The 20,920-nt window shown below is 64.2% G+C and carries 17 protein-coding genes and 1 tRNA gene; 3 read left to right on the forward strand and 15 right to left on the reverse strand.

The window, feature by feature from the left end; translation table 11 throughout:
• The first annotated feature begins 33 nt into the window (after nucleotides 1-33).
• Nucleotides 34-738, forward strand: a complete 705-nt coding sequence (locus GA615_RS08215; protein WP_152050798.1) for a hypothetical protein — start codon at nucleotides 34-36, stop codon at nucleotides 736-738.
• 33 nt (nucleotides 739-771) lie between these two features.
• Here GA615_RS08215 and GA615_RS08220 read toward each other — a convergent pair whose 3' ends face one another.
• The 10 genes from GA615_RS08220 to GA615_RS08265 all read right to left on the reverse strand — a co-directional run bounded on the left by GA615_RS08220 (nucleotide 772) and on the right by GA615_RS08265 (nucleotide 12,665).
• Complete coding sequence (locus GA615_RS08220) at nucleotides 772-3,858, reverse strand: type I restriction endonuclease subunit R (RefSeq protein WP_152050799.1); 3,087 nt, start codon at nucleotides 3,856-3,858, stop codon at nucleotides 772-774.
• A gap of 33 nt (nucleotides 3,859-3,891) precedes the next feature.
• A complete protein-coding gene (locus tag GA615_RS08225; protein ID WP_152050800.1) occupies nucleotides 3,892-6,570 on the reverse strand; it encodes a DUF4268 domain-containing protein in 2,679 nt (892 codons plus the stop codon).
• A gap of 211 nt (nucleotides 6,571-6,781) precedes the next feature.
• Nucleotides 6,782-8,008, reverse strand: coding sequence for a hypothetical protein (locus tag GA615_RS08230; RefSeq protein WP_152050801.1), 1,227 nt, complete (start codon nucleotides 8,006-8,008; stop codon nucleotides 6,782-6,784).
• A complete protein-coding gene (locus GA615_RS08235; protein ID WP_152050802.1) occupies nucleotides 7,992-8,534 on the reverse strand; it encodes a DUF4365 domain-containing protein in 543 nt (180 codons plus the stop codon). The genes GA615_RS08230 and GA615_RS08235 overlap by 17 nt, the downstream gene beginning before the upstream one ends.
• A 70-nt stretch (nucleotides 8,535-8,604) precedes the next feature.
• A complete protein-coding gene (locus GA615_RS08240; RefSeq protein WP_152050803.1) occupies nucleotides 8,605-9,864 on the reverse strand; it encodes a restriction endonuclease subunit S in 1,260 nt (419 codons plus the stop codon).
• 49 nt (nucleotides 9,865-9,913) lie between these two features.
• Nucleotides 9,914-10,183, reverse strand: coding sequence for a DUF2283 domain-containing protein (locus tag GA615_RS08245; protein WP_152050804.1), 270 nt, complete (start codon nucleotides 10,181-10,183; stop codon nucleotides 9,914-9,916).
• Nucleotides 10,184-10,291: 108 nt separating this feature from the next.
• The gene (locus GA615_RS08250) at nucleotides 10,292-10,522 is read right to left on the reverse strand and encodes a type II toxin-antitoxin system MqsA family antitoxin (RefSeq protein ID WP_152050805.1); all 231 of its coding nucleotides are present in this window, start codon (nucleotides 10,520-10,522) and stop codon (nucleotides 10,292-10,294) included.
• 22 nt (nucleotides 10,523-10,544) lie between these two features.
• Nucleotides 10,545-10,814, reverse strand: coding sequence for a DUF2283 domain-containing protein (locus GA615_RS08255; protein WP_152050806.1), 270 nt, complete (start codon nucleotides 10,812-10,814; stop codon nucleotides 10,545-10,547).
• A complete protein-coding gene (locus GA615_RS08260) occupies nucleotides 10,811-11,083 on the reverse strand; it encodes a DUF4258 domain-containing protein (protein ID WP_161602229.1) in 273 nt (90 codons plus the stop codon). Before GA615_RS08260 ends, GA615_RS08255 begins: the two co-directional genes overlap by 4 nt.
• Nucleotides 11,073-12,665 carry a class I SAM-dependent DNA methyltransferase gene (locus tag GA615_RS08265; RefSeq protein WP_152050808.1) on the reverse strand — a complete coding sequence of 531 codons (1,593 nt, stop codon included), beginning with the start codon at nucleotides 12,663-12,665 and terminating at the stop codon, nucleotides 11,073-11,075. The genes GA615_RS08260 and GA615_RS08265 overlap by 11 nt, the downstream gene beginning before the upstream one ends.
• Nucleotides 12,666-13,470: 805 nt before the next feature.
• On the opposite strand from GA615_RS08265, the gene GA615_RS08270 reads away from it, so the two are divergent.
• Together GA615_RS08270 and GA615_RS08275 are read left to right on the forward strand one after the other, a co-directional pair.
• Nucleotides 13,471-13,755, forward strand: a complete 285-nt coding sequence (locus GA615_RS08270; RefSeq protein WP_152050809.1) for a helix-turn-helix transcriptional regulator — start codon at nucleotides 13,471-13,473, stop codon at nucleotides 13,753-13,755.
• Nucleotides 13,756-14,200: 445 nt separating this feature from the next.
• On the forward strand, nucleotides 14,201-15,493 hold the full coding sequence (locus tag GA615_RS08275; protein ID WP_152050810.1) for a hypothetical protein: 1,293 nt from the start codon (nucleotides 14,201-14,203) through the stop codon (nucleotides 15,491-15,493).
• A gap of 1,365 nt (nucleotides 15,494-16,858) precedes the next feature.
• On the opposite strand, the gene GA615_RS08280 is transcribed toward GA615_RS08275, so the two are convergent.
• The 5 genes from GA615_RS08280 to rpsB all read right to left on the reverse strand — a co-directional run bounded on the left by GA615_RS08280 (nucleotide 16,859) and on the right by rpsB (nucleotide 20,884).
• Nucleotides 16,859-16,932, reverse strand: a tRNA-Val gene (locus tag GA615_RS08280).
• 98 nt (nucleotides 16,933-17,030) lie between these two features.
• Complete coding sequence (frr, locus tag GA615_RS08285; protein WP_152050811.1) at nucleotides 17,031-17,591, reverse strand: ribosome recycling factor; 561 nt, start codon at nucleotides 17,589-17,591, stop codon at nucleotides 17,031-17,033.
• 103 nt (nucleotides 17,592-17,694) lie between these two features.
• Nucleotides 17,695-18,498 (reverse strand): UMP kinase, encoded by an 804-nt coding sequence (gene pyrH, locus GA615_RS08290; RefSeq protein WP_152050812.1) that lies wholly within the window; start codon nucleotides 18,496-18,498, stop codon nucleotides 17,695-17,697.
• 204 nt (nucleotides 18,499-18,702) lie between these two features.
• Nucleotides 18,703-19,575, reverse strand: a complete 873-nt coding sequence (tsf, locus tag GA615_RS08295) for a translation elongation factor Ts (protein WP_161602230.1) — start codon at nucleotides 19,573-19,575, stop codon at nucleotides 18,703-18,705.
• A gap of 310 nt (nucleotides 19,576-19,885) precedes the next feature.
• Complete coding sequence (rpsB, locus tag GA615_RS08300; RefSeq protein WP_152050814.1) at nucleotides 19,886-20,884, reverse strand: 30S ribosomal protein S2; 999 nt, start codon at nucleotides 20,882-20,884, stop codon at nucleotides 19,886-19,888.
• Nucleotides 20,885-20,920: the final 36 nt, after the last annotated feature.

Raw genomic sequence — 20,920 nt, forward strand, 5'->3', positions numbered from 1 at the left:
ACACCCGACCAATCACCAATAAGGATTCCGACTATGAGTACCAAAACGATCAATTCGTGCGGCAACTCAGCCCTCACGAAAGACCCTGAGGGACTCTACAATCTCCTGATCAAAACCGATGCGTGCCTGTACTCGCGAGAGGACTTCGGCTACATCGACGTCTATGAGGGACGGGTCATCTTCTCACCGTACGAGGGCTCCCCGGAGCGTGCCGGATCGTTCATGGCCACCGTTCTCCGGGGGACCGAGGCAATATCGTCCGGGTATCCGATCTCTGAACTCTGGGATTACACCCAGTCTCTTCACGACTGCTATTCGGTTCTCTTCGACCCGAGATCAGACGAGTATAAGAAGTCTATCCGGAATCGCTTCGAGCCGCTGAGCCTCGATGTCCTCGTCCTTGACCGAATCGAGGTCATGCCACGCCATCGTGGGAGATACCTCGGTCTCGCGGTCGCAGACCGGATGATCAACGTTCTCGGCCGAGGATGCGGTCTCGTGGTCTGCCGACCCCTGCCGTTGCAGTTCTCCGAACGGGTCATGGCCGACCCTGTGAAGCGGATGGAACTTGCGCTCGACGAGTTCGATCCGCAAGATTGGGACGGTGCGTGCAGTCGACTGAGACACTATTGGTCGAAGCTTGGATTCGAGCGGATCGGCACGCAGAAGGACTACCTCGTGCTGTCGCCCGCCTTGGGACGCCCGCGTGTCGAAATGCTCTGCCCGTGGCTCATGTAACGGCACCAGCTACGACGAGGCCGGGTTGCCGCGTTACGCTGCCCAGTCCTTGCAAAGCGTCTCAGCCTGGGCGAGCACCGTCATCGTCGCCTGCTCCTGCTTGTCCGGCGGGTAGCCGTGCTTGCGGAGCAGGCGTTTGACGATCGTCCGCAACTTCGCCTTCACGCTCTCCTTCTCCGTCCAGTCGATCGAGACGTTCCGCCGGACCACGTCGGCCAGTTCTCGGGCGATCCCCCGAAGCGTCTCGTCCCCCATCACCTTGACGGCGCTGTCGTTAACCTCCAGGGCATCGTAGAACGCCAATTCATCCTCGGTAAGCCCGAGAGACTCCCCCCGACGATGGGCGGCTCGCATCTCCTTGGCGAGTTCGATCAATTGAGCGATCACCTGGGCCGTCTCGATCGAGCGGTTCTGATAGCGCTGGATCGCCTCCTCCAGCATCCCGGCGAACGATCGGGCCTCGACCAGGTTCTTGCGCGACCGCGACTTGATCTCGTCGTTGAGCAGTTTGCGGAGCAGTTCCAGAGCGAGGTTCCGCTGGGGCAGGTCGCGAACCTCGGCCAGGAACTCGTCCGACAGGATCGAGATTTCGGGTCGCTTCATCCCGGCGTCGGTGAAGATGTCGATCACCCGGTCGGTCGTGATCGCCTTCGAGACCAATTGCCGGATCGCCGAGTCGACCTCGTGCTCCGACTTCCCCTCGGCCGGCGTGTACTTCACCAGCCCCGCCCGGACCGCCTGGAAGAACCCGACCTCATCACGGATCGTCAGGGCGTCATCGTGAGGCACGGCCAGGGCGAAGGCCCGGACCATCTTGGAGACCTCGTCCATGAAACGGGACTTGAGATTGTCCTCGGGGGACTGCTGGTCCCGCTCCAGGATGAAGTTCATCGCCCCCGAGACGACCCCGAGACGACGCCCCGGATCGTCGCTGTGGATCGGCGAGAAGTCGAACCCGAATAGCATCGCCGAGACGACTTCGTGCTTCTCCAGCAGCAGCGCAACGGCCTCCTCCTTGGGGATACCGGCCTGACGCCGATCCCCCTCGGTGTACGAAGCCAGGGCTTTCTTGAGCACGTGGGCAAGCCCGAGGTAGTCGACGATCAAACCGCCGGGCTTGTCTCGGAAGACCCGGTTGACCCGAGCGATCGCTTGCATCAGGCCGTGCCCTTGCATCGGCTTGTCAGCGTACATCGTGTGCAGGCAGGGGGCGTCGAAGCCGGTCAGCCACATGTCGCGGACGATGACGAGCCTGAGCGGGTCGGCCGGCTCCTTGAATCGCTTGGCGATCGCTTCCCGACCCGACTTGGTGCGGATGTGGGGCTGCCACGCTTGAGGGTCGGAGGCCGAGCCGGTCATCACGACCTTGATGGCCCCCTGGGAGTCGTCGTCGCTGTGCCAGTCAGGGCGGAGCTTGACGATCTCGTCATAGAGGTCGACGCAGATACGCCGACTCATCGCGACGATCATCCCTTTGCCCTCCAAGGCAGCCGTCCGTTGCTCGAAGTGGTCAACGATGTCTTGGGCGACCAGTTCGACCCGCTTCTCCGCCCCCACCATCGCTTCCAGCCGCGCCCACTTCGATTTCAGCTTCTCCTTCTTCTCGACTTCCTGACCCTCGGTGACTTCCTCGAACTCGTCATCGAGCTTGGGTTTCTCGCCCTCGTTGAGCGCGATCTGTGCCAGTCGCCCCTCGTAGTAGATTCGGACCGTCGCTCCATCCTCGACCGATCGCGTGATGTCGTACACATCGATGTAGTCGCCGAAGACAGCCTGGGTGTTCTTGTCCGTCGCCTCGATCGGCGTGCCGGTGAACCCGATGAACGATGCGTTGGGCAGGGCGTCGCGCATGTGGCGGGCGAAGCCGTCGATAAAGTCGTACTGGCTGCGGTGGGCTTCGTCGGCAATGACGACGATATTGCGGCGGTCGGAGACGAGAGGGTACTTGGCCCCCTTGGTCTCGGGCAGAAACTTCTGGATCGTCGTGAAGACCACCCCACCCGACGCGACCTTGAGCATCTCGGCGACCTGATCGCGCCGCTCAACCTGCACCGGAGCCTGTCTCAACAACGATTGGCAGTTCGAGAAGGTGCCGAAGAGTTGATCGTCCAGGTCGTTGCGGTCGGTCAAGACCACGAGCGTCGGGTTCGCCATCGCCGGGTCTTTGACGATCTTGCCCGCGTAGAAGGCCATCGTCAGACTCTTGCCGCTGCCCTGCGTGTGCCAGATCACCCCGACCCGCTTGTCCCCCTCCGGCGAAGCTGCCCCGACGGTGCAGGCGACCGCCTTGTTGACCGCGTGAAACTGGTGGTAGCCGGCCAGTTTCTTGACGACCGACACGCCATCGGACTCGAAGACGACGAAGTTCTGGACGAGGTTCAGGAACCGCCCCTTGTCGAAGACCCCCTTCACCAAGACTTCGAGTTCGGGCGTCCCCTTCGGCGCCACATCGTCCCCCTCGACCGTCCGCCAGGGCATGAACCGTTCGAAGTCGGCTGTCAGCGACCCGATCCGGGCCTGGAGCCCATCAGAAACGACCAAAACCTCGTTGCGTGCGAAGAGGCTGGGAACGTCGAGCTTGTAGGTCTGGAGCTGATTAAACGCCCCCCGAACAGTCGCGTTCTCGTCGCCTGCGTTCTTCAACTCGATGACGGCCAAAGGCAATCCATTGACGAACACGACCATGTCGGCTCGACGTTTGCGCCGATCCTCGACGACGGTGAACTGATTGACGACAAGCCAGTCGTTTCGCTCATGGTGAGTGAAGTCGACGAGCCAGACCTTGTCCCCCGCGATCGAGCCGTCCGGCCGTCGGTACTCAACATCGACCCCTTCGGTCAGCATCCGGTGGAACCGGCGGTTGTTCTCAACCAGGCTCGGCGTCTCGGTCCGAAGCACCTTCCGCGCCGCCTCGTCGATGGCCGTGGCGGGGATGCCCGGATTGATCCTGGCGAGGCTCGCGCGGAACCTCCCCTCCAGCACCACGTCGGCATAAGAGTCCCGCTCCGCGCCCGGCTCGCCCGGCGCCAGGTCGGGGCCATGCGCGACCTCGTAACCCATGCCTTCAAACCAGGACAGGGCAGCGTCCTCGACGACGGACTCGGAGATACCAGGGCTCATCGGCGTCACACTCCAGCGCGATCGGGAACCAATCTACCCGGCGTCGGTCGCTCCCTCATCCATGTTCGCCCCCTCGCTTGCGTCATTGACCATATCATCAGTCTCGGCGGTTTCCAGGTCTTCAGGGCTGATCGCCTTGATCCTCGGGACGAAGACCCGATGGAGGCACTCTAGCTTCTCCCGAAGCCACTGGTGCTGATCGGGCCATTCCTGACGGTTTGCCAGATCGACGCCCTCCCGCTTGATCCTGATCTTGCTGTGCCTCCGATCACCTTGGTCTTGCCACTCCAGCGGTTCACCAATCTCGGCCTCGATTGCCTCGCGATCACGCGAGAGGATGGTGTAGTACGCCTGGGCCTGGTCATACCAGAAGGTCAATTCCACCGCGATCGAGGCTTCGCGCCAGCCCAGGATGGTGGCCAGTTGGGTATGAGACCTCCCGGCTGCAAACTTGTACCACGGGTCAGGCTGCGGCTTCCTGGGCTTCACCGGCGAGGACGAGTTCGTGAGCAAATCTCGGAATGCGAACCAGTAGTCGAGTCGGAACTGCTCGGCATCGGAGACACCCTCCCCGTGATTCGCGAGCCGGTCAGCTTTCGGCGTTCGAGTGATGTGCGGGGCCAGAACTCGTCGAAACGTTTCCAGCGATCGCCGCATCCAGTCGTAGTACGACGGCCAGATCGTCTCGTCGGTCGGGTCAACGGGGTTGCGAAGGACGATCAAGGAGTCACCCCCCGGTCGGGCGGTCCAAATGAGCCGCGAGCCGATCTCCGCCTCAATGGCCTCCTGGTGCTGCCGGATCGCGTGGAACTGCTGCTCGGCCCGCTTGCCGTGAAAACATGCGCTGACGGCTAACCGTCGGTTCCTGAGATTCAAATAGGCGTAGAGGGGTTTCCCAACTCCCAATCGCCCGCACAGGTGCCTGTACCTCGGTCCGGGCTCGGCCGGGTCCAACTCGCTCCCCGACTCCTTGAGATGGTCACGGAAACCCGTCCAGAACCGGAGCCGCAGATCGAACCGCGACGGACCGATCCGAGCAGCCTCATCGCTGGCGCGCTCGACCGGGACCGCCGGGCCTGGCCAGATGCGGCTCGCGTCCTCGGCCATCCATCGGGCACGTTGCTCAATCTCTGCTTCACCCCACGACTCGCTGTCGGCCACACGTCGGGTCAGGACGATGTTGCTGTTCTTGTATCCTTCTCGCTTGATCGCGAAGGGCTTGTTCAGCAACTCGGGGTTATACCCGGTCAGAGTCAGGTTCCCCGGCGTGTGCAGCCAGGTCGAGTGAATCCGGGCCGACTCGTCCCCGAGCGTCTCACGCCAGGCGTCGGTGAGGGTCTGGGGCATGATGTGCTCGACCTGGGCCTTCGACAAGACTACCGGCTCCTTGTGCCCCTGGGCACGCTCCAGGGCAACCAGAACGGCCTTCCGGTAACGACTGTGATACAGGTCGAACGTCACGAACGCGCGGACGAAACGCGGCGTGTCGGGGAACCCGCGCGACTCCAGGAATCGCCGCAAATCATCCACCGGCGATTCACCGATCGCTCCGGCGGCCTGCACGAACAGCCGGGCATAGCCGCGCGAGTTCTCCCCGCAGACGAGCCGACGCAGGATGAACCCGGAGAGCAGGCGAAGGCACTCGATCAACTCCTTCGGGCTCAACGCCCCGCGATCCCGGCGCTCATACAGGTTCAGCAACAGGGCGTCCGTCGTCGAGCTTTCCAACTGCCGGAACTGGGCGAGCACCGCCTCGACCTCCGGGTCGGAATCGGGCCGGTTGCCTAGCAGAATCTCGTACCAGCCCGACGCCTTCTTGGCCTCGATCGTCACCTGGACGGGGTCGAATGCCGTGGCCGAGTGCTTCCGCTGAAAGGCGTCGAACGTCTCGGCGGGCCGGATATACTCGCCGTGCCGCATCAGGTGATCGCGCAGGAACGACGACAACCCCTCGGCGTCGAGAATCCCCTGTTGATCCTCGAATCGCCGCTCCATCGGCTTCCAGTGGGCTTGGTCGAATGCGTCCTGATGCTCGACCGGCAGGTTCATGAACACGAAATTGCGGATCAAATCCGCCGGGCCGAGCGGAACGCCCGTCGAGTTCAAGCTCTTGAAGATGTTGAACGGGTTCTCCCCCTCAAGCTGAGCGTAGACGAACTCCAGGCGCTGGCTCAGGAGGTCGTAGAAGGCCCGCAGACCGGCCTCCGTACCCGCCTCGGGGATTGTGGTCAACCGGCCTGCGAAATACCGCACGGCGGCCCCCAGACGGCCGTCGGCGGGCGTCTCGCCGTTGATGCAGGCGACATACTGCTCACGGTCCCGAAGCTTCGGGAAGACCCGGAAGCGATCCTCCCCCGTCTCGAACTGGTGAACAAGAGTCGAGAACTCGATCTTCATCGCCAGATCGTCGAACCCAGCCAACCTTGCCGCGTCTCTCAGGGCGCACAAAATCAGCGAGAGCGTCGTCAAGCGTTGCTGCCCGTCGATCAGATGCGATCGGTTGATCCGCCCCGGCATGAACGTCTCGGGCACCATCACGAGGAACCCCATGAAGTGCCGGCCCGTCCGATCCGGTTCCTGCAAGTCCACCAGGTCATTCCAGAGCTTGTCCCACTGCGGCTGGTCCCATCGGTAGTAGCGCTGAAAGACCGGGATAACGTACTGGCACGGAGAGGCCAGCACCTCGCCCAGGGTCAGGTTGTTCGACTTCATCGACAGACCTCGTCATGCTCCCAGAGGACGCTGCGCCCGAACCTCCGGGTCGGAATGGGAGCAATCCTCAGATCACTCCTTCCCTACGAGCAAAGGCGGAGGCACGGCGGCACCGGCAACGCTCCGGTTCCCCCTCCGCATCGGGGAGCCCGTCCCCCGATCATCGCAATCCGGCCAGGCGGCCGGGGCGACACCGAACACCGCGTCCCACTCAAGACGACGACGCCCGCAAGGGCGTAAACCCCGTGACTTCCACGATCCGGTGGGCTCGATCGCCCATCATCAGGATGCCGTGGAGCGCAACGTACTCACCGGCCAGATGGGCTTCCCCGGCCTTCTGGTAATCGTCGGCGTCCAGGGTCACTCGGGCACGAATCTTCTCCTTTTCCTCCTGATTCAGGATCAACAGTTGCACATCTCCGCTCACACGCCCCGACTCCTCCCGGTCGCCGTGCAGGGAATCGACCAGGCCGACGAGGAACGACTTCTTCGGGGTATGGGTCGGCCGCAGCTTGACGGCTAACTTCGCGATGGCAGGGAAGTACTCCCGGCGCAGGTGGACCGCCGACGGCGGGGTCGCGGTCCGGGGCGGGGGTAAGGTGCGAGCCCAGGTTGCCAGCACCGACACCTGCGAACGGTCCCCCTCCGGCTCCATCATCATCAGCGCGTCGCAAAGGTTCGCGCTCAGGCTTGGTTGTCCCGCCGCCGGTTCAACAAGGCTGTCCTCCTGGTCGCCGTCGATGGCCGATGCGATCCGTGCCAGCGACCGCATCAACAAGCCGGTGGTCTGACGCGCAAACGGCTCGGGTCCGGCGGCATCGGGGGTCTCGACGGACGGGCCGGAATCGGTGCCCTGCTGACCTTCGAGCATCGCCAGCAGCGGGCGATCCCCCGCCGACTCCGGGCCGGCGGCGTCGAGCGGGCAGGCGACGACGGCCGTGAAGCTGCCCCGCTCCGTCTGGCCCAGTCGGCAGGCCCGCACCAGTTGCTCCGCCTCTCCCCGGCTCAAACGCGGGTAGAATTTCTGGGGCTGCACCACGGCACACGCAGCCGACAGGATCGCCTTCCTCGCGCCGTCCAGGAGTTCGATCCCCTGATTCAGGCTCACATCCCCCTTTTGCGTCCCCGGCCCGATCATCCGGAACCGGAGCACATCCGAGGGCGGCAGCAGCAGGTCGTCCAGGATGTCGCTGGCGGGGCGCCCCTCGTGCTCGGCAAGGGTGGAAATGACCTCGGCCATCCGCCGGGCATAGTCGGCCAGACCCGCGTCGAGCGGGATGAGCAACTGGTCCAACTCCGAGGTCGGATGGTCAAACACCGCCACCTTGCCATTCACGCCAGTCACGCGCTTCCAGCCCGAGGCCGCCACGTAGTGTCGCGCCTCGACGGGGTTAATGCGGGAAACCAGGTGCTCGGGGAGGTCAAACGGGTTGCTCATAGTCGATCCTCTCGCCGCGCGAAACCCGTGTCAGGACTGATCGCAGGCCCGCGACGGAGAAGAGGTTGCTCGAAGGAAGATAGACCGTTTGCGACGACTTGTTCGGGCTGTCCGGGGCGGCTTGCAGGCTGACCCAGTAGGCGCACCGCTGGGCGATCATGCGTTCCGCCGAGTGAACCAGCCACTGCTCGGGGTCGGGCGGGAGATACAGCACCACGAGGAATTGCTGGGCCTGACGGTCCGTGTCGCGAAGCTTGTTGTAGTGGTCCAGTCGCAGGGGAAAGGGATAGCATCCCCGATCGTCAAGGTTTGGCTCGCCGCTGGTCGCCTTCAACTGAACGTCGATGCTGAAGTGCGTGAAGACCGAGTCCGGAGCAAACCGCTCCCTGGCCCGGATCGTCGCATCCACGCCGGCCCCGTCGCTATACCGCTCCGCCTTCTGAACCTCGCACCCGGCCCGCGAGGCGACCGCGTGCAGGTAAGCATAGCTAAGTTCCGACTTGATGTCGTTCTCGGTGAGCAACATCGAGCGACCTGCCCCCCAGGGTCTTCTTCCGGCAACCGGCCAACCATTCACGATTGTACGATGGCACCGCTCACTGAACAACCGTGCTCATTTCCTCGATCCGAACTTCGCCGGAGAGCAGCTTCGGCAAGAGGGTGTCGCGCAGAGCGGCGAGCGTTGCCGCCTCCTCGTCGTGTGTCTTTTGATTCGCCCAGCAGGGCGTCAGAACCTCGACGAAGCGGCGTTGAAGCTCAACGGGTGGCTCGATCACCGGCAAGCTGTAGAAGTCGTCGCGGCTTGTCGAAGGGATCGCGGAGCCGCTATCCATCCCGTTGATGTCGAGCCGAAGCATTTCGTAATAAGCCCAGCGCAACTCGATCTGGGACTTCGGCTCGACGTAGTAGGCGGTGTCGATGACGAAGAACGGGGCATCGTGGTAGTGAACCCCGCGATACGCGCCCTTGCGGCCGATGATGATACCTGGGTGACTGCAAAGCGGCTCGACGTGCCGACCGATCGGTCCGTTGGTGCCAAAGACAGTAAAGGGGCCGTCGCTGTCTTCGTAACTGCGCAGACTCTTACCATATTCGAGCCTCACCAGATCGCCCCATCGTCGCGTATGCCAGCCCTCCGGGATCGGGCCGAGGGGGGAGTCGGCGAACGAGGAGGGGAACAGGGCGGCGGTCTCGGCGTCGAGGCCGGGCGGCTGGCGCCCCTCACTCTTGGCCCGCACGGGGTCGAAGTCCACGAACCACGACCGGAACACCGCCCGCGCCATCCCCTCCAGCGTCCCGTTCATCCTCCGGTTCAGGTCGATCTTGTCGTCGAGGGCACCGAGGATGGCCGCGATTTCCCGTTGCTGGTCAATGGGGGGAAGGGTGATGTGGAGGCGTTTCTGATCGACCAGGCTCAAGTACGGGGCCATGTCGGTCGAGGTTTTCATGCTCGAAAGCTGGCCTTCGAACTCGCGGCCTCGTGACCAATACCGGAGGAAGCCGGGCCAGAGTCGGTCCAGGTCGAGCGAGCGCCAAAAGCTCAGGTGTGGTGAGTAGACGAACCTCGGCATCCGATCGTCAACGTATGTCACCCGGCCCGTGCTATTCCCCTTCGTCGTGACGACAACATCCCCCGGCTTCGACATCTTGGGAAGGACGCGGTCGGTCAACTCCGCACGAAAACGATCAACCCCGTCGAAATGGATGTGCGAATCGGTCACATGCCCCGCACGAAGGAAGATTGGCCCGTCGCCCCCGAGTTCGGAGTTCTTGGCACGGTAGCCATCGCTGATCTGCAAAACTCCTTCGCCGATCAGGTCGCCGAAGGTTGACTCGGTCCAGAGGTCAGGCATCATTACCGATGGCTCGCATGTTCACCCAAATGTGCCCGTCCAGCCGCTCTCTTCAGGCGGCGTGTAACGGTGCCAGTTCCGACGCGGCAAGCTCCGGCTGGTCGAGTTGCCGCAGCACCGCGTTGACGCAATCGACGGACACCGCCCCCGGATCGACGAGTTCCAGGCCGATCGGCCGACCATCCTCGGCGCGGTCAATCACGATCAGATCGTCGATCGGCTCGCTCCGTACGGCGCGGTCCCCCGGCCTCCGAGGCAGGTACAGGTAGGCCGCGATGGGCTTTCCCAGGCGGAAGGTCACTTCAAGGTATGGCTGGTTCATGACGACCCCCTGGCATCAGCCGTGATCACGAGCAACCGGAGGCTCGACTCACCCCGCTCGACAATGACTCGGCCTTCGGCTTCAACAGTTTCTCATCTCCACCTCGCGTCAGCTCGCCGCCGCGAATCGCCGCACATCGACCTGGGCACCTGCCTGATGGAGCGCCTCGGCAATCTCCAGCAATCGAGCGGATTCGGCCTCGCCGATGTAGGCTTCGCCACAGTTCGGGCAGACGGCGGCGGGCACGTCCTTGATGACCAGGGTCGAGCCGTCCCGTTCCAGGGTCACGGTGGTCGAGCCGGGCTCGGTCTCGGCCCGCTTGCAGATGGCACAGATCATCGCGTCCTCGGTGAGCCTCTTCTCAGGCGGCGTGCAACGGTGCCAGTTCCGACGCGGCAAGCTCCGGCTGGTCAAGTTGCCTCAGCACCGCGTTAACCCGATCGGCCGACACCGCAACCGGATCGACGAGTTCCAGGCCGATCGGCCGACCATCCTCGGCGCGGTCAATCACGATCAGATCGTCGACCGGCTCGCTCCGTACGGCTCGGTCCCCCGGCCTCCGAGGCAGGTACAGGTAGGCCGCGATGGGCTTTCCCCGGCGGAAGGTCACTTCGAGGTACGGCTGGTTCATGACGACCCCCTGGCATACGCCGTGATCACGAGCAACTGGCGGCTCGTCTCGTCTGGTTCAACGACGATGTCCCAGTCGCGCCCATCGTATCGTGCCATGATAACAAACCGTCCTTCCGACGCGGACGGCCGGTAGCCCGATGCGGAGGCGAGCATCGCACGCAAATCGACCTCGTTGAATCCCCGATCGACCATGCGCTTGAGCAGGTGGGGCGTGAATTCGAGTTCCCACTCCCACCAGTCCGGCCAGTCGAGGGGATCAGGCACCATAGCCAAGCCTTTCCAGGTTCGTCGTGATGGCGGCATCGAGCCGCGCCGCCTCGGCCTGCTGCTCCCGGAGCGTCGCCACCAGCCGCCCCATCTTCTCCTCGAACGGCTCGCCGTCGTCCTCCACGTCCTCGGCCCCGACGTACCGCCCCGGCGTCAGCACGAACCCATGCGCGGCGATCTCTTCCTGCGTCGCCGCCTTGCAGAAGCCCGGCACGTCGGCATAGGGGCCGGCATCTGGCTCGCCGCGCCAGGCGTGGTAGGCGCGGGCGATCCGGGCGATCTCGTCGTCCGAGAGTTCACGGTGGGTCCGATCAACCAGGCTCCCCAGCTTGCGGGCGTCGATGAACAGCGTCTCGCCCCGGCGATCACGGAACCGCCCGTTCGCCTTGTTCCGGGTCAGGAACCAGAGACAGGCTGGGATCGGCGTGGTATAGAACAATTGCCCCGGAAGGGCGATCAGGCAGTCGACCAGGTCGGCCTCGACGATCCGGCGCCTGATCTCCCCCTCGCCTGACTGGTTCGACGACATCGACCCATTCGCCAATACAAAGCCCGCCACCCCCTTCGGCCCCAGGTGCGCAAGGAAGTTTTGCACCCAGGCGAAATTCGCGTTCCCGACCGGCGGCGTCCCGTACTGCCATCGCGCATCTTCGCGGAGCCGGTCGCCCCCCCAGTCGCTCACGTTGAACGGCGGGTTCGCCAGGATGAAGTCGGCCTTCAGGTCTTTGTGCTGGTCGTTGTGGAGGCTGTCGGCGTGGTGCGGCCCGAGATTCGCCTCGATCCCCCGGATCGCCAGGTTCATCTTGCAGAGCTTCCAGGTCGTCGGGTTCGACTCCTGCCCGTAGATCGACAGGTCGGTCTTCTTCCCCCCGTGCGCCTCGACGAATTTCTCCGACTGCACGAACATCCCGCCTGACCCGCAGCAGGGGTCAAACACCCGCCCCTTGTACGGCTCGATCATCTCGACCAGCAGCTTCACCACCGACTCGGGCGTGAAGAACTCCCCGCCCAGCTTCCCCTCGGCGGCGGCGAACTTCCCGAGGAAGTACATGTAGACCTGTCCCAGCAGGTCTTTCGACCGATGATCACGCTTGCCGTCGAACAAATCAGCATCTTCGCGGTAGACCAGTTCGATCGTCCCGATCAGGTCGATCAACTCGCCCAGCCGGGTCTGATCGAGCGTCGGCCGTGCGTAGTCCTTCGGCAAGACCCCCTTGAGTGACCCGTTCTCCTTCTCGATCGCCTCCATCGCGTTATCAACGCGCTTGCCGATGTCCGCCTGTTTCGCGGCGTCCTGGAGCGCCTGCCAGCGTGCCACCTTCGGCACCCAGAAGACATTCTCGGCCAGGTACTCGTCCCGGTCTTCCGGGTCGGCGTGCGGCTCGTCCTGGAGCGCGTCGTACCGCTCCTGGAAGGCGTCGCTGATGTACTTCAGGAAGATCAGGCCCAGCGCGACGTGCTTGTACTCCGCCGCGTCCATGTGGCCCCGCATCTTGTCGGCCGCCGCCCAGAGCTTCTCCTCGAACCCCAGGTTCGCCCCGCCCCCGTTCTTCTTCCCCGTCCCCGCTTTCGGCCGCCCCATCGCGCTCCACCCTCCACCTCAAGCCCTCGGTCGTCGTGCCCCATTATGCGTGCCAACATGCGGGGTGTCGACGACCCCCTCCCATGCTCGCTCCTCTCCCTCCCCATCCCCCCTCCGCCCGATCCCGCAACGCCCCAGAGACCGGGACTCTCCACTCACGGTGAGTGAACGAACCCATCCATCCTGAAGCATATCACCAAGGGGCTTCAAAAACTCCGCGAGCGGTGGGTTACGCCCACGATGGCTCGCTCGGGGGGGACCACGCCCCTCTTCCCGCAAGTCGTCACCCCTCAAGACCTTGGGCCTCTCACACACGAACCTCTGACTGGAAACTCACCCCTCTTGAGAATCAATTCCCATCAATCCACTCTCTCTCGCTCGCCTTCACCTCAACGACCCGACCGTTCCTTGACCTGGCTTCGCGCCCGTCTGAATCTCCCTCACCCTGGCCCGATCCCGCTCCCTCGGCCTCCTGACCGAGGTGAGAACCGCGCGGTTCTCACCCTCCTCCGAGGGGTCGAGTTGGGGCGCGTCCGTCTCGTCAACGACCGTTCCTTCCCCTGGTCGCCCCCCAATCAATCCGATACGCCCTGGCTCGGGTTCTTCCTCGTCGGAGGACACGCTCCCCTTGCTCGGCGCCTCGTGACTGTCCTCCATCTCACACCCAGAAACCAACATCAACGAAATTTTTTCGAGATTCTTTGCCACCCCGAAATCGTGTTTTACGGTCGAGTGTCCTCGGTCGGTTCGCCAGCCGATTGAGTCCCCCAACCCTGAGATACCCCTTTGAAATTCGAGCCCAATCATGACCCCGAACACCCCCGACCCGAACATCCTCCCGATCCCTGAACCCGCGCCTCCCTCCAGGGGGCTCCTCATCGACATCGCCGAGCTTTCGACCCTGCTCGATCGTTCGGTCCGCTCGCTTCACCGCGACGACCTCGCCGGCCGCATTCCTGCCAGCCTTCGCCTCGGCCGCTCGAAGAAATGGTCCCGCGCCGAGATCGAGGCATGGATCAACGCCGGCACACCTCCCAGACGCAAGTGGGAAATCATCAAGAAGTCGCCCCCTTCCCGCCAGGCCGGCTGACCGACCATCGCCCCTGAAGGGCTTCAACGGCCCGGCTCGGCCCCTCGGAGCCCGATCGTTCCCTCGCACCGGCGGGCCATCCTCCCGGCCCCTCCGCCCAGGTCAAGGATCGGCCTCTCCCTCTGGATCGCACCCCGACCACCACCCCGCCGCCATCGGACCGACGGAGTCCCTGAGACTCCCGCATCGGTGACGGCCCAGTCCTCCCTGGGGATCGTCTCCCCAGCGGTCACGTCACCCCTGCGCGCCGACCTCGATCCCTTCCCAGTGGGCCGAGCGTTCGGCCCCGCGCGCCTCCCCGTCTCGCGGGAGTCGCATCACTGCCTCGCGATTGTCGCAAACGACCATCCGATCGAACCCATTCACCCCAACCCCGCCCCACTGTCGATGCCGGGCAAGCAACGTCGCTGGCCCGGCAGGTCAACCCCCATCTCAGAGATCACCCATGAGCCTCGCATTCGAATTCGAACACACACCGCTCCAGGATGTCACCTCGGAGCGTGAGCCAATCGCCCTCTGGAACCCCTGCGATTTCGACCCGACCGACTTCCTGACGGTTTCTGACCGCCGTCTCGGCGACTGTGCCCGCTACATCCTGCACCTGGTCCACTACCGGGGGATATTCGACGTGCGCCTGCGAGGCACGTTCGTCCCCCTGAAGGCCAAATACCTCCGCCGCTTCTTCCCCGACAACACATCCTACACGCGAGTCCGTGACCAGCTCATCGAGAGCAAGGTGCTCCTCTTCGACAATCACTACGAGGTTGGGAAAAAGTCCAAGGGCTTCAAGCTCGGCCCGGCGTTCTCCGCGATGCGACAGCGGAAGGTCGCCATCGCCGATCCCACCCTCTCGCGTAAGATACTGGCCAAGCGGCGAGACTGGTGCCACGCTCCCTCAGACGTTCATCGGCATCTGCTGGCATACTTGCGCAGGATCGAGATCGACTTCCCGGCCGCGCTTGCCTGGTTGCTCGGCCACTCGGAGTTCGAGCCGGCCCACGAGACCTCGATCAGCATGCTCCACGATCGAGACCTGTTCTTCCACGTCGACTCCTATGGCCGCGTCCACACCAATCTGACGAACCTTAAGACCGAGTTGCGCGGCTTCCTCTCCTACCAGGGGCAGCCGCTCGTCAACCTCGACATCAGGAACTCCCAGCCCCTCCTCTTCTCGATCCTGCTCCAGCAGCACTACCGGGGGACCGGAGGGCTCCCCCCGGATGTCGCGCGGTACATCGACCTGGTCCAGGACGGACAATTCTATAATTTTCTGATGGATGCGACCGGCATCCCCCCCGAGCAACGCTCCGACTTCAAGCGAAAATTCTTCGGGAATACGTTCTACTGCGAGAACTGGCGTCGGACCGATGCGGCCCGCGCGTTCGATGCCCGGTTCCCAAACGTGTACCGCGTCGTCCGGGCGCTCAAGGAGGGCGACCATACCCGGCTCCCGAAATGCCTCCAGGGGGTCGAGTCCGACCTGATCATCGGCGGCGTCGCCCGACGCTGCATGGAGCAGTTGCCGAACGCCTTCATCGGCACCATCCACGACTCGATCCTCACGACCCCCGATCACGCCGAGGCGGTTCAGGAGATCATGACTCAGGAGTTCTCCCGCCTCGCCCTGGCCCCGACGATCAACATCGAGCGACTCAACCGGCCAGCACCCCGGACACTTGTACGAGACCTACACCGTAATGGTCTTCCCTCCGTGCCTGCCCCTGGTGCTGGTTGGTAATGGTGGTTTTTGTCCGTCTGGCAATCCCTGGCAGCTCCAATTTTGAATTTACGAGTGCTTGAACGATGTTGCGAGTCTTCTCCGACCTCGCACGGCGAGATCAAGCCTTGGGAGCTTGCCGGGGATTCGACGACACCCGGCTCACCGTTTCGCAATGTCCCTGGCGGCTCGTGACGCGCCGTCAGGTGACATCCACATCCAGGGCAGGAACTCCGCGCCGACCTGATCTTGTCCGGCAAGCCGATGATCAGTCAGTCGCGGCGTTCGCCTCGAAGGACGAACCCTCCATCATCGCAATGATCCGCTTCTTGCACTCGCGGCGCCGAGTCGTCCTGGATCACCGCCCCCAGCGGCCCAGGAACCCATTTCGCAGGGGATCAGCCCGAGTCACCACCCCGATAGCCACAGGATGATCCTGGCTCCCCTCGACCGGAACTCGACCTCGTCTCATCGGGAGTCGGCCAGGCCGACCAGTCACCTCCCCTCCCACACGCCATGTCATCCCGGTCGGGGACTCTCCCCAAACACCAGCCTCGCTGCGGGGCCTTCTCAGCGGCCTCCGCCTCCCTCCCATCCCATCGCCCCTCGCCTGCGGGGTACTCACGATCGCGCAGGCCACCCAGGGCGCCACCGCAGCAGCGCTGCCGAGCAAACATCCCGCTCGCCCGCCCGTGACCATACGAGCGATGGAGACCGCCTCACAGGCGGCCGGTCGATCGCGATATGGACCAGACAAGCGCGTGCCGGCTCACCCGATGCCCGTGACACCCTCTCTTCCGCCCCAGCGCGTGCCCGGTCCACCTCCCTGGCGACTGCCCCAGTCCGAGGCATTGCCCCATCCCGAGCCCTGTGATCCGAGCCCGAGCGAGGAACGCTGCCCGAGATCGGTGCGCTCCATCAGGTAGGGATGAGCACCCACGAAGCGGCGAATGAGATCACCCCCCTCCGACATCGTCGGTCAAACACGCACCGAGCATCCTTCCCGCCCAGGGCGCGAGCCGATCATCGGCAACAGGATCGACCACTCGGCCTCAATGCGAAATGATCAGCCCAGGACACACCCACGCATGGACGCGTGCGGAAACATGTCAGAGGGAAGACGTGCCTAGTCTCGCTGCCCGCTCGTTGCAGGATGGGCCAGGTGATTCCGGGCACGATGACACGTTGTCCAAGCGGTCGCTCTCAGTGAGCAGTCCGGTCGTGGACGTGTCCGGCAAGCTGACGAACCCGAGATGATGACAAAAAACAACACGGCCCCGCTGGTGAACACCACCGGGGCCGGTCATGTAAGAATTGACCTATGAGTCAGCCGAAACAGATGGGCAGCCATAGGGGCAGCCAGGTGATCGGCTTGACGTAAGTCTATGGGCGATACAGGGCTCGAACCTGTGACCTCCAGTGTGTCGAACTGGCGCTCTAGCCAACTGAGCTAATCGCCCGAGAGGTGTGTCTCGTGTGAAGGAGATTATGACGGAGAGGGCGGGTCAGGTCAAGGGGGTGGTGACCGGACCCGCGATCGAGGCGAGCGGAGGAGGGGTCACTCCTCCATGATCTCGGCTTCTTTCTTCTCGGCAAGGTCGTTGACCTTCCCCTCGTACTTCTTGGTGAGGGTCTGGATCTCGTCCTTGGTGCGGGCCTGATCGTCCTCAGTGAGGAGCTTGTCGGCGGTCTCGGCGTCGGTGGATTTGTTGGCGTCGCGGCGGATGTTGCGGATCGAGACGCGGGCCTCCTCGGCCAGATCCTTTACGCGACTGGCGAGCTTCTTGCGCTGCTCGACCGAGAGGGGGGGGACGTTCAGACGAACGACCTTGTTGTCGGAGTTCGGCGTCAGGCCGAGGTCGGAGGTCTGAATGGCCTTGATGATATCGCCAATGATGCCGGTGTCGTAAGGGCGGATCAGGATCTGCTGCGGCTCGGGGGTGCTGAGGTTGGCCAGTTGCTTCAACGGGGTCGGCGAGCCGTAGTACTCGACCCGGATCGACTCGACGAGCCCGGTATTGGCTCGGCCGGTGCGGATGCCCCGGAGCTGGTCGGCCAGCAGGGAGACGGACTTCTCCATCCGCTCTTCGGCCTCAAATGTGATCTCTTCAATACTCATGAACACGGCCCCTGCCTTGCGGGGAATCGGAATCGGGATCGTCTTCAGGGACGAGCCGAAACGGTCCTCAAGGCGAGGCCGTCGAGGATCGTCCCAGGACCTGTCATTGTGACGGGGACGGGGCCGGCTGGCCAGTCTCGGCCGACCGAGCGGTGGGCCGGGGCTTATCACTGACCCAGGTGCCGATCGACTCACCGGCAACGACCCGTTCGATGTTCCCTTCCCGCTTGTAGTTAAAGACGATGATCGGCAGACGGTTATCGCGGCACATGCCGATGGCCGCGCCGTCCATGACCTTCAGGTCTTCTCGCATGACCTGATCGAAGTTCAGGGCCTCGTAGCGGACAGCATGAGGGTTCTTCTCCGGGTCGGCTGAGTAGACCCCATCGACGCGGGTGGCCTTGAGGATGATGTCGACTTCCAGTTCCTTGCCTCGAAGGGCGGCGGCCGTGTCGGTGGTCACGAAGGGGCTGCCGGTCCCGGCGGCGAGGATGATGATCCGGCCGACGGAGAGGTGGCTGAGAGCCCGGCGGCGGATGTAGGGCTCGGCGACCTCGTCCATGCGGATCGGGGTCATCAGGCGGGTCTCGCAGCCGATCCCTTCGAGGGCATCTTGCAAGGCGAGGCCATTGATGACCGTGGCCATCATGCCCATGTAGTGGCCGGTCGCCTCTTTGATGACATCGGAGCCTCGGGCCAGGGTGGCGCCTCGGAGGATGTTGCCACCGCCGACGACGATGGCCAGCTCGACTCCTCGACGGGCGACCCGGGCCGCCTGATCGGCAATCCGGCGAACCTCCTCGGCGTTGATCCCCCCTTCGCCGGGCCGGGCGAAGCTTTCTCCGGAGAGCTTCAACAAGACGCGACGGAACACAGGGGCTTCGTCGGAGGGGGGGGCCGGGTCCATGAACTCATCCTCGAAGGGCAAGGAGCAAGGGGGGATCGAACGGCGAGGTCGGTGGATCAGAGCATCAGGGGACTCGCTCGAACTCGGGCACGTGCGGCGAAGGGAATGCCAGAAGGTGGTTGACCTGCGAGAGGGCCTCCGGACAGCTTTCCTTGGCCGCTGCGAGGTCGAGTTCGAACGAGCCTCGGCGATTGAGCAGGGCAATCAGTCGGCCGACTCACCCACGGCAAGCCGAGCGAAGCCGCCCAGTTCGATCTCCTTGCCGACCGAGCTGATCTCCTCGTGGACCTTGCGAGACGGATCCTTGACGAAGACCTGATCGACCAGGACGATCTCGCTGTACCAGGCGTTGAGCTTGCCGTCGGCGATCTTCTCGCGGATGTTCTCCGGCTTGTCCTCGGCCTGAGCGATGAAGATGCGCTTCTGCTCGGCGACGGCGTCGGCGGCAACCTCGTCGCGGCGGGCGGCGAGGGGACGGGTGGCGACGACCTGAAGGGCCAGGTCCTTGGCCAGGGCGATCACCCGGTCGCTGCCGGCGGTGGCGTCGTCCGGGCACTTGAGCGAGACGATCGCGCCGGACTTGTTGTCGTGGTGAACGTAGGCATCGACCCGTCCAGGGCCGTCGAGCGAGAGCCGGGCGGCTCGGGTGAACTGAACGTTCTCGCCGGTCCGGGAATTCAGGTCGAGCAGGAACTCGTTGAGTGTCTTGGGACCGATCGACTGATCCTTCAATGTCGAGGCGTCGATGGTGCCGGTCGTGCTGAGGCCAAGGACGAAGTCGGCCAGCTCGACGGAGGCCTTGCGGAAGTCGTCGTTGCGGGCGACGAAGTCGGTCTCGCAGTTCAGCTCGACCATGGCGCCGGAACGGCCGTCCTCGGAGATGACGACCTCGACCCGGCCGGCGGTGGCGGCGCGGCCGGCTCGGCCGGCGGCCTTGGCCATGCCGCGTTCCTTGGCGAGGGTCTCGGCCTTGGCACCGTCACCGTCGGCTTCCTGGAGGAGCTTCTTGCACTCCATGAGTCCGAGTCCGGTGCGTTTGCGGAGTTCGTTGACAGCCTGGGCCGTAATCTCGGCCATCGTGCGGGTCTCCCTGGCAGGCGTGCGGTGGAGTTGAGAACGAGACGTCAAGACGAGGGACAGTTGTCTGCGAAGGCTCTGGCGGTTGGACTCGATCCGAGCCGGATCGAGCGGATTGCCAGACCTGACCGTCATGGCCAAAGAACGCTGGCTCGAAACCGGCTCGCGGCGGGGTGAGATCTTCCGATCGAAGGGCCGGAGCAGCGCATCGAGTCAGCGTTCGGTCGGTCGGGAGCGACGCTGGCCGTCGGGAGCGAAACACTCGACCGACGGCCAGGAATCGGGGAATCTGACAAGGCTCGGAGCGGAATCAGCCCTGAGCAGGAGGCTGCTGCGGCTCGTCCGGGGTGGCCTCAGGCGAGGGGGCTGCCTCGGGAGCAGCCGGAGGAGCCTGAGGTTCGACAGCTGGTTCACTCGGAGCGGCGGATTCGGGGGCGGCGGCCGGTTCGGCCGACGCGGTCGCCTCGCCGGACTCGGCCGGAGCAGGGGCCGACGCCGGAGCGCCGGGAGCCGCCACAGGAGCCCCCGGGGCGTCACCCGGTCGCGGGCCGGAGCCTCGCCGTTCGAGTCGGCCGCGCTGGCCCTGTCCACCCGGCTGGCCCGGCTCGGGGCGCTGAGCTTCGGGAGGAGCGGCGGCCTTGCCGTCGATGATGGCGGCGGTCAGGCGGTCGAGGATCAGCTCGATGGCTCGCATGCTGTCGTCGTTGCCGGGGATTGGCAGGTCGACAACGTCGGGGTCGCAGTCGGTGTCCATCAGGGCGACGACCTTGACGCCGAGCTTCCGGGCCTCGCTGACGGCGATCTTCTCGCGGTGCGGGTCGATGACGAACATGGCCTCGGGCCGGCGAGTCATGTGCCGGATGCCTTCGAGGTTCCTCGAAATCTTACGGCGCTCGCGGTTCAGGGTGCTCAGCGCCTTCTTCGAGTAGGTCAGCGCCATATCGCTATCGAGCGTCTGCTCCAGCTCGTCAAGGCGGTCGAGGCGGCTGCGAATGGTCTGGAAGTTCGTCAGGGTGCCGCCGAGCCATCGCTCGGTGACATACGGCATGCCGCACTTGGTGGCGTGCTCGACCACGATATCGACGGCCTGGCGCTTGGTGCCGACGAAGAGGATCAGGCCGCCGCCGGCGGCGACGCGGTTGAAGTACTTGGTCGCCCGCAGGAGGCCGCGGACGGTCTCCTTCAAGTCGATGATATGAATCAGGTTGCGCTTGCCGTAGATGTACGGCTTCATCTTCGGGTTCCAGCGGCTGGCGCGGTGGCCGTAGTGCACGCCGGCTTCGATCAAGTCCTTCACAGCGATCGCCACGGGCAATCCCCTCCGGGGGCAGTCAGAAGGTCGTCC

Source organism: Tautonia marina (genome assembly GCF_009177065.1).
GTDB classification, from domain to species: domain Bacteria; phylum Planctomycetota; class Planctomycetia; order Isosphaerales; family Isosphaeraceae; genus Tautonia; species Tautonia marina.